Genomic DNA, 8,912 nt, shown 5'->3' with positions numbered 1-8,912 from the left:
TCAGAGGGTGCTATCCATCCCCACCCGGGTGGGGAATTCCGCACCTTACGTTAAACTGAGGGAGCAAAAGATGGCGGCATCTAGCCTGCCCTTTCCCTCTTTGGAGTGCTCTCGGCCTACTATGCTGCTTTTATCCAAAGAACTGCCCAACCTCGACTACCGCCCCACCCTGCAGCGCTTCGGCGAGGATTGGCGGGATCCCCTTTCAACTCTCTTGGGCTGGGGGCGGGCTGCCGGCGCCGATCTGGTGGAGATCTTCCTGGAGCGGGCTAACTCCATCAGTTGCCTGGCGGAAGACGACACCCTCACCAGCATCACCCCTCGGCTTGCCACCGGCGCGGGGGTGCGGGTGTTTCGCGGCCTGGCCGACTGCTACGTCAGCACCAACGATCTCTCCTTTGCCGGCCTCAAAGCTGCTCTAGAAAAAGGCCTGCTCTTGATGGGCCTCACCCCCCCTGGCCCTGCTGCTTTGGTCTCCACCGTCAACCTAGGGCTGCTCCAGGACTACGCCGAGCGCCGCGGTAAAGACGGCTGGCTCAAGGAATGCAGCTCCCTTGCCGAGATGGGGGAGATCCTGCTGCGGGCCAACGCAGAGCTGAAGCGGCAAGCTCACCATGTTCAGTCCCGCCGCACCAACTACTTCCGTGACTGGCAGGAGATCCTGGTGGCCTGCAGCGACGGCACCTTTGTGCGCGACATCCGCCTTACCCAGTCGGTTAGTTCTACCCTGCTCTGTGCCGATGGGGATCATCGCGCTTCCGTTAGCCAGCGCGCAGGGGGCACCAGGGATCCCGACTTTTTGCGCCGCTGGGATCTCGTAGCCCACAGCCAGGAGCTGGCAGAAGCCGCCGGCCAGATGCTCTATGCCGACTATGTGGAATCGGGCACCTACCCGATTGTAATGTCCAACGCCTTTGGCGGCGTCATCTTCCACGAGGCCTGTGGGCATCTCTTGGAGACGACCCAGATCGAGCGCAAAACCACTCCCTTCGCCGACAAAAAAGGCCAGAAAATTGCCCACAAAAACCTCACCGCCTGGGACGAGGGGCTTTCCGAGGGGGCCTTTGGCAGCCTGGACGTGGACGACGAGGGCATGCCCGTCCAGCGCACCCTGCTCATTGAAAAGGGCATTTTGAAAAACTTCCTGGCCGATCGGGCCGGCTCCATGCGCACCGGCCATCCCCGCACCGGCAGTGGTCGCCGGCAAAACTACACCTTTGCCCCTGCCAGCCGCATGCGCAACACCTACATCGCCCCCGGCGACGCCGAACTGGACGACCTGTTTGCCTCTATTGACAAAGGCATCTACTGCAAGCGCATGGGGGGCGGCAGTGTCGGCCCCACCGGCCAATTTAACTTTGCCGTGGAAGAAGCCTATCTCATCCAAAATGGCAAAATCACCAAGCCTCTCAAGGGAGCCACGCTGATTGGAGAAGCCAAGGATATCTTGACCAAGATCTCCATGTGCTCCAAGGATCTCCGCCTGGCGCCTGGCTTCTGCGGTTCTGTCAGCGGCAGCATCTACGTTACTGTGGGTCAGCCCCACATCAAGGTGGACTCTATCACCGTGGGCGGGCGCTAGTTTCAGGGATCCCCCATGGCCTACGACAACATCTGCAAGTACCTGGCGGAGCGCTTTCCGGAGCAGTTTGCCCGTTGGCTGATGGGAGAGGTAGCTCTGCCGGTACAGCTTCTGCCCACGGAATTGTCGGAGGAGCCCATGCGAGCCGATTCGGTCATTCTGCTAGGGCTACAGCAGGGCATTTTGCATCTGGAATTTCAAACAGATCCGGATCCTGAAATCCCCTTTCGCATGGCCGACTATCGGCTCCGCCTCTATCGGAAATATCCCCAGCTATCGGTGCGGCAGGTGGTCATTTATCTTCGCAAAACGCGCTCGCAGCGGGTCTTCCAAACCTTTTTTCGCCTAGAAAGGCTGAGCCATGAGTTTGAGGTCGTTCGCCTCTGGGAGTGTAACTTGCCAGCCAGGGTCGATTGGCCAGCCCTGCTGCCTTTTCGAGTCTTAGGCCAGGTGGAGGATCCTGGAGAAACCTTACGAGAAGTCGTTGCCGAGCTGGAGCGCTTGCCAGACCCCAGCGAGCAGCGAGAATTGGCAGCGGCAACAGCCGTTTTGGCAGGACTAGCATTGGATCGGGGCTTGATTCGGCAAATCATGAGGTCCTTGGATATGAGGGAATCGGTGATCTACCAGGAATGGCGGGCAGAAGCTCTGCGGGAGGGGTTGGAAGCAGGGCGCAAAGAAGGCTTGCAACTGGGCTTACAACAGGGCTTGCAACAGGGTTTGCAACAGGGTTTGCAACACGGGGAAGCAACACTGGTTTTGCGGCTTTTGCGGCGGAAGCTGGGATCCCTCGACCCGGCCTTGGAAAACCAGATTTGGGCCTTGCCGCCGTCGCAACTGGAAGCGCTAGGGGAAGCTTTGTTGGATTTCCACAGCGTGGAGGACTTGACCGCCTGGCTGGCCCGTCGGTAGGGAAGGAGTAGCGATGTTGCAAGTTGAGGCCTTGGCCGAACAGGCGCAAAGCTGTGCCAAACGTTTGGGGATCCCCCAGTTTGATCTCTACGGAGCCGAAGTGGACGAGACCAGCGTGCAGGTGGAGCAGGGGGAGCCCCGTCAGGTAAAAGCCTCTCACCGCTGCAGTGTGACGGTGCGGGCCTGGAACGACCAGGGCCAGGTGGGGGTGACTTCCACCACTGCTGTGGACGAGGCAGGGCTGGAACTGGCTCTGCAGACGGCCTTTGAAGCCAGCCACTTCGGCGTGCGGGAACACGCACCCCAATTGAGTCCAGAAGCGAAGCTGCCCATTCTCCAGCCCTGTAACGCCAAAAGGCCGCTGGCGCTGGCCAGTGAGCTTCTGGAGCAACTGCTGGCCGCCGAGAGGGCTTTACTGGGATCCCATCCCGCCATCCAGGGGGTACCCTACAACGGCCTGGCCCAGCGGCAGATCGACCGCTTTTACCTCAACAGCGACCAAGCCCTGCGGCAGGAGGGCCACACCCTGACCTCGGTCTTTCTCTACGGCAAGGCAGAACAGGAGGGTCGCAAACCCCGCAGCGCCGGCGCTATGCGGGTGGCCCGCAGTCTAGAGGAGTTGGATATCCAGGGCTGCGTCAAGGAAGCAGCCGAGAAACTCATCAGCCACCTGGAGTACGAGCGGATCCCTTCGGGGAAATACACAGTGGTTTTTTCCGGGGAAGCTTTTTTAAGCCTCTTGGGCGCTTTCTCCAATCTCTTCAACGCCCAAAACATCCTGGACAACCAAAGCCTGTCCACTCCCGACTCACTGGGCAAGCAGATTGCCTCGCCGCTGCTCTCGGTGTGTGATGACGCCTTGCACCCTACCAACGTGAGCGCAATTAGCTTCGACGGTGAAGGCACTCCCACGCGCCGCGTTCCCCTCATCACCAATGGAGTTCTGACCCACTTTTTGCACAGCGCCGGCACCGCTAAACGCCTGGGAGCCCAGCCCACGGGACATGCCAATATCGGCGCCAAGGTGACGGTGGCGGCCCACTACTACCACGTCTTTGCCGGGGCTCCGCCAGAGAGCACCTACGACCTGGCCACGGCTGAGAATGTGGTCTGGATTGACGAGCTGCAGGCTCTCCATGCCGGAGTCAAGCCTCTGCAGGGATCCTTTTCCCTGCCCTTTCAGGGCTGGTGGGTGCGCCAGGGAGAGCGCATCAGTATCGAGGCGGCAACGGTAGCGGGGGATTTTCTAGAACTCTTGCAGTCGATTTTCTACGTCGAGCCGGAGCCCCAAATCACCCCTGCTGGTCTGTGTCCCCGCATTTGGGTAGCCGATCTCTCCATCACCGGGCAGTAGCACCATGAAACTCACCCGCATCGACCTCAACAGTTGGCTAATCCATACCCAGACCCAGACTTTTCTGCTGGATCCGTGGCTGGTGGATCCCTTGGTGTTCTTTGGCCTGCCCTGGTTCATCCGCCTGCAGCACCGCCAGGTGCCGCCCTTCACACCAGAAACTCTGCCCAAACTCGACGCCATCCTCCTCAGCCAGGGCCAGCCGGATCATTGCCACCCCCCCACCCTGCAGCGGCTGAACCGGCAGATCCCGGTTTTCGCTTCTCCAACAGCCGCCCGCGTGGCACGGAGCCTTGGCTTTAAGAGGGTGCAGGCCCTGGATCCCTGGCAGTCCGTGCAGGGGGGAGATCTGCGCATCACAGCGGTTCCGGGAGCACCTCTAGGGCCGGTGCGGGAGCTGGGCTTTTTGCTGGAGGAGCTGCCGACCCAGACGCGGCTTTACTACGAGCCCCACCTCTCCCAACCGGATATCCGCCCGCGGCTGCAGCAGGAGTTTGCCCCCATCCACACCCTGCTGATCCCGGTGGTAGGCCAGATCTTTCCCCTCTTGGGCGAGGTGATCATGGGGCCGGAGCGGGCCCTGCAGGTGGTGGCCGCCCTGCGCCCACAGCAGGTGATTCCCACCGCTCTGGGAGAGGTAGATTACCACGGCTGGTTTGCCGCCCAGATCCGCCCTCTGGGGAGCCTAGAGGAGTTCCGGGAAAAGCTGGGATCCCTGAACGCCGCCACCGGCCAATCCATCCGGCTGTGCTGTCCTGCCCCGGGGGAGACGGTATCCCTTCCCGCTGAGGTCAGAGCATGAGCCACCCTTCTCAGCCCAGCCTTGACCTGGTGGCCATCCTGCGGGCCGATTACGCCCGCTTTCCTCGGGATCAAACCTACTCCCTCTACGACCCCCAGGTTTATTTCCGGGATCCCCTCAACGAGTTTCGCGGCCTGGATCGCTATCGAGCTATGATCGCCAGCCTAGAGCGCTGGCTGCAGGATATCCATCTTGAGCTGCACGACATCCACCAGAGCGGCAACCACATCCGCAGCGAGTGGACGCTGAGGGGATCCCTGTCTTTTTTGCCCTGGCGTCCCCGCCTGTGCATCCCCGGCTGGACAGAGATGCGGCTTAACCCCGCAGGTCTCATCGAATCCCACGTTGACTACTGGCGCTGCTCCCGCTGGAAGGTGATGCGGCAAATGTTTCGGCCTGGGGATGCCAAAGGATCCTCTTAGTGACCGCCATCCTTTGCTAGGATCACAAAGCTGACTTTTTAGCTCTGCTGGAAAGTCATTAATCTGTGCGCTGGAGAGATGGCCGAGTGGTCGAAGGCGCAGCACTGGAAATGCTGTGTGGGGCAACTCACCGTGGGTTCGAATCCCACTCTCTCCGTTATCAGGTAGTCCACTGGTATCCACCCAAGTCCAGAAAGTTCTTATCTGGTGAGGCTTCTGGGCTTTTTGGTGTCCAGGGAAGTCTGGCCAAGTCCACTGAGATCCAGGCTACAGTGGGACACGGCAAGCGGGGTCGGGCATGGACCTAACGGAGTTGGCCATCAGAAGTGCCAAACCCAGTTCGAGCTCTGCACAACCAATGCCACTGATCCAAACCTCATTGTCAGCTTCATCGGACGGATCCCTGATTCAATGTAGTCAATTTCTTCTCTTCTTGGATTAGCCAACATTTAGCGTAAAGTTTAGCTCTACGAATTAGTTAATGTATAGTTCGGGTTACCTTCCTCTCGTCAGTCTTTCAATCAGAACATCTATTGATCCGACGCAATGATGGTTTGCTGGAATGGAGTAATACTTTTCTTCTGCTCCACGAATTTTAGGGTTAACGATTGGAAACTCTCCATCTTGCAAGGCATTAAAAAATTCAGTGTCGAGCGCTACCGTACGTAACAAGTCGTTCCGAGGCAAGTGATGCACTAACCAAACCTCATGTTCTCCTTCTCTTTTTCTTTGAGCATTTTGAACCTTGTCAGGTCTAATCCACAGAGGCTGATATTCGTCGACCGAGGTTGTCAATGGCCCAGTAATTTCAAGGTACACGTTTGTTCCAACGACAAAGATATCTGGATCACCTTTCTCGTGACCATGCTGTGTTGCGTTCCCAGGTAGGTACTCTGACTGGCCTGTCCCTAAACCTCTAAATTCAACTTGAATTCTGCCATCAGACATAGACTCCAGAAGCTTTGCAACCTTATGCTCTCGCTTTGCAGACTCCTCCCAGGAATGTTTGTACTTATCTTTCCAATAGTTGAAGTCAGGCACGTTGTACTCACCTCATTTTCTTAACTCTGATAAAGCCCAAAGGCTTTTTTCCCAGATAGAGTATCATTCATGAACACCCCTAGAATCTGTCCAGCAGCTCAATCACTTCTGAAGGCTTTGAAGTAGGATTACACTGGGGTTGGTCAAAAGGCTAGCAGCTAGGCTTTCTGCAAACAGTGGCATAGCTACACTTGTGTCCCTGAAAAAGAGAAAGTCAGTAATTCTAGTTCTAGATCAGCTCGCTGACCGGGAAGCGATCCAGCATCTTTTGGGCTTCGCGGGCATTTTCCCGCAACTCTGACGGCAGATGGGGGACATAGGGGATCTGAGAAAGCAAATCCAACGTGCGACGGATCAGGCGCACCAAGTCGCCGGCATCCAGGTTGGTACTGGCCTCTAAGGTTTTCCAAGGAGTCCCTTGCGCCCAGTGTTCCACGATCCCGGCCAAGCTGGGCTCAAACCCAATCGGCACATGAAACACCTGGTGTTGCCGCTGGCTGCGGAACAGTTGCCGCCGCAGGCCCCGTAACCCATGCAACACATCCTCCACCAGCCCCGAGGTGCGCAGCCGGCTGTAGGTACCTGAACGGGGAGGCTCTGAAACCAAGGCAGCCACAACTCCGGCCAGATGATGAGGAGCACAGCCTTGACATTCCCCAGAGAGCAGAGCCAGCGCCAGCCAGAGCTCGTTATCCCCTCGCAGAGCGGCCACCACCTCTCCGCTGGCGGTAGGTTGATACTCCCGCAGACAGTCGAACTCCTGCAACACCCCCACCAAGGCCATAAATTGCTGCCAGCGCAACTCCTGCACCGAATCGCTTTGCCGCTCCAGATGCTCAAGGCGCTTGAGCAAGCGCTGCCGTTTTTCTCGTAGGCCCAGCAGTTTTTTCCCCACTTGGTGGGCGGGATTCTCTCGGATTTGAGCTTCCAGGGCGCGGATCTTTTCCTCTTGGGCTTGGATGTGGGGAAAAGCCAACAGGCGCAGGGTGGGATCCGGCTCGGCTTCTCGCTGTTTGAGTAGGTAGCGCAAGATGCGCCGTTCTTCCCGCCGCTGCGCCTGCATTTTCTCATAGCGGGCGATATCTTCAGCAGAAATATCTCCCAGGAGGCGGTCGATCTCTTCCAGCTCGGCGCGCGTCTGCTGCAGTTCTTGTTGTTCGGGCAGCTTTTGCAGCGAGAGCAAATACTGGCCAAAGCTGCGGTTAATGAGATCCCGCGCCGCTTCCAAAGAGTGCTTTTGCAGCAGGTTCAGCACCATGCCATAGGTGGGGGTAAACTGGCTCACCAAGGGATCCGCCCCCGCCGTGGCCAGCCGCGCCGCCTCTTGCGCCCCTTCAAAAGGCGATTGCAAGGTCACCACATGCCCGATCACATCTTTGCCCCGTCGCCCGGCCCGGCCCGACATTTGCATAAACTCAGAGGCGGTCAAGAGGCGGTGGCCGTTATCGGTGCGCTTGGAAAGAGAAGAGATGACCGTGGTGCGGGCGGGCATGTTGATCCCGGCGGCCAAGGTCTCGGTGGCGAAGACCAGCTTCACCAATCCCTGCTGAAACAGGTGCTCCACCAAGCCCTTCCAGGCGGGCAACATGCCGGCATGGTGGGCGGCAATACCCCGGTAGAGGGCATCCAGTTGATCCCGACGCACAGCTTCCGGCGTTTCCCGGCAAAAGCAGTCGATCTGCTCGGCCAACTGCTGCCGTTCTGCCTCGCTGGCGATTAAGTCCAAGTTCCCCACACCGGCCACCGCCAGGTCGCAACCTTTGCGGCTGAAAATGAAATAGATGGCCGGCAACATATCTCGCTGGCGCAAGTTTTCCACCACCTGCACCATATCTGGCACCCCCCCATAGGAGGACTGGCCGGACTTGGAGGGTTTGCTTTTTAGGCGGCGATTGCGAACCCACTGGCCCGACTCCGTTTGCTCCAGCAGGGGGAACAGTCCTTTGCGATTGGCAAAGTGAAATTGCAGCGGCACCGGGCGATGGCCGGAGTCGATCAGGCGGGTGGGACCATGCACCTGGTTCATCCAGTCGGCGAGCTGGTCGCTGTTGGCCAGGGTGGCCGAAAGGGCGATGAGCTGGATTGTGGGGGGGCAATAGATGATCGCTTCTTCCCAGACGGTGCCCCGCTGCTGGTCGTTCATGTAGTGGCATTCGTCCAGGATCACCGCCTGCACATCCCGCAAGGGATCCCGGTTCAGGGCCTCCGCATCCTCCCAAGGTTCCATCTCACTGGCGTAGGCCCCTCTCTGAACCGCCAGAGAGAGCGGCGTGCCGTAGAGCATGTTGCGGAAGATCTCGGTGGTCATCACCAAGATCGGCGCCTCCCGGTTGATGGAGATGTCGCCGGTGAGGAGGCCAACCCGCTCCGGGCCGAATTGCTGGCCGAAATCGCGAAACTTTTGGTTGGAAAGAGCCTTCAGAGGGGTTGTATAAAAAGCCCGCTTGCCCTGGGACAAGGCCCGATAGATAGCATATTCTCCGATCAGGGTCTTGCCGGATCCAGTGGGAGCACAGACCACCACCGATTCCCCTGCCGCCAGAACCTGAATGGCCCGGATCTGAAATTCGTCCAGCTCGAAGGGGAAAAGCTGCCGCAACTCGTCCAGCAAATCGGTTGCCGGGGAGAGAAGCGCATTCATGGGATCCAAGAAGTCGGCATTGACATCTGGAAAGCCAGCCAACTCGCTGCTGCTTATGTGTTATACCTTCCAGAATACAAGCTTCCTCAAGGTATTGGCTCTAAATGCCGAGCCGAGGGTTAGCAGCCTCCTGGGCAATGATAAAATGGGGTCTCGTC

The 8,912-nt window shown here is 58.5% G+C and carries 7 protein-coding genes and 1 tRNA gene; 6 read left to right on the top strand and 2 right to left on the bottom strand.

The window, feature by feature from the left end; translation table 11 throughout:
* Nucleotides 1–121: 121 nt before the first annotated feature.
* The 6 genes from NW826_RS06035 to NW826_RS06010 all read left to right on the top strand — a co-directional run bounded on the left by NW826_RS06035 (nt 122) and on the right by NW826_RS06010 (nt 5,229).
* On the top strand, nt 122–1,582 hold the full coding sequence (locus tag NW826_RS06035) for a TldD/PmbA family protein (protein ID WP_414509679.1): 1,461 nt from the start codon (nt 122–124) through the stop codon (nt 1,580–1,582).
* Nucleotides 1,583–1,597: 15 nt separating this feature from the next.
* Complete coding sequence (locus NW826_RS06030) at nt 1,598–2,494, top strand: Rpn family recombination-promoting nuclease/putative transposase (RefSeq protein WP_414509678.1); 897 nt, start codon at nt 1,598–1,600, stop codon at nt 2,492–2,494.
* Nucleotides 2,495–2,507: 13 nt separating this feature from the next.
* Complete coding sequence (locus tag NW826_RS06025; protein WP_414509677.1) at nt 2,508–3,848, top strand: TldD/PmbA family protein; 1,341 nt, start codon at nt 2,508–2,510, stop codon at nt 3,846–3,848.
* Between the two features lie 4 nt (nt 3,849–3,852).
* Nucleotides 3,853–4,650, top strand: coding sequence for an MBL fold metallo-hydrolase (locus NW826_RS06020; RefSeq protein WP_414509676.1), 798 nt, complete (start codon nt 3,853–3,855; stop codon nt 4,648–4,650).
* Entirely contained in the window at nt 4,647–5,072 is a 426-nt protein-coding gene (locus NW826_RS06015) for a DUF2358 domain-containing protein (RefSeq protein WP_414509675.1), read from the top strand. Before NW826_RS06020 ends, NW826_RS06015 begins: the two co-directional genes overlap by 4 nt.
* A 72-nt stretch (nt 5,073–5,144) precedes the next feature.
* Nucleotides 5,145–5,229, top strand: a tRNA-Ser gene (locus NW826_RS06010).
* Nucleotides 5,230–5,567: 338 nt separating this feature from the next.
* On the opposite strand, the gene NW826_RS06005 is transcribed toward NW826_RS06010, so the two are convergent.
* Together NW826_RS06005 and NW826_RS06000 are read right to left on the bottom strand one after the other, a co-directional pair.
* Nucleotides 5,568–6,113, bottom strand: a complete 546-nt coding sequence (locus NW826_RS06005; protein ID WP_414337428.1) for a hypothetical protein — start codon at nt 6,111–6,113, stop codon at nt 5,568–5,570.
* Nucleotides 6,114–6,342: 229 nt separating this feature from the next.
* Entirely contained in the window at nt 6,343–8,754 is a 2,412-nt protein-coding gene (locus NW826_RS06000) for a DEAD/DEAH box helicase (RefSeq protein WP_414509682.1), read from the bottom strand.
* Between the last annotated feature and the right edge of the window lie 158 nt (nt 8,755–8,912).

The sequence above is a fragment of the Synechococcus sp. OH20 genome, from assembly GCF_047502685.1.
Lineage (GTDB): Bacteria > Cyanobacteriota > Cyanobacteriia > Thermostichales > Thermostichaceae > Thermostichus.
This window is presented reverse-complemented; position numbering and strand designations above follow the sequence as displayed.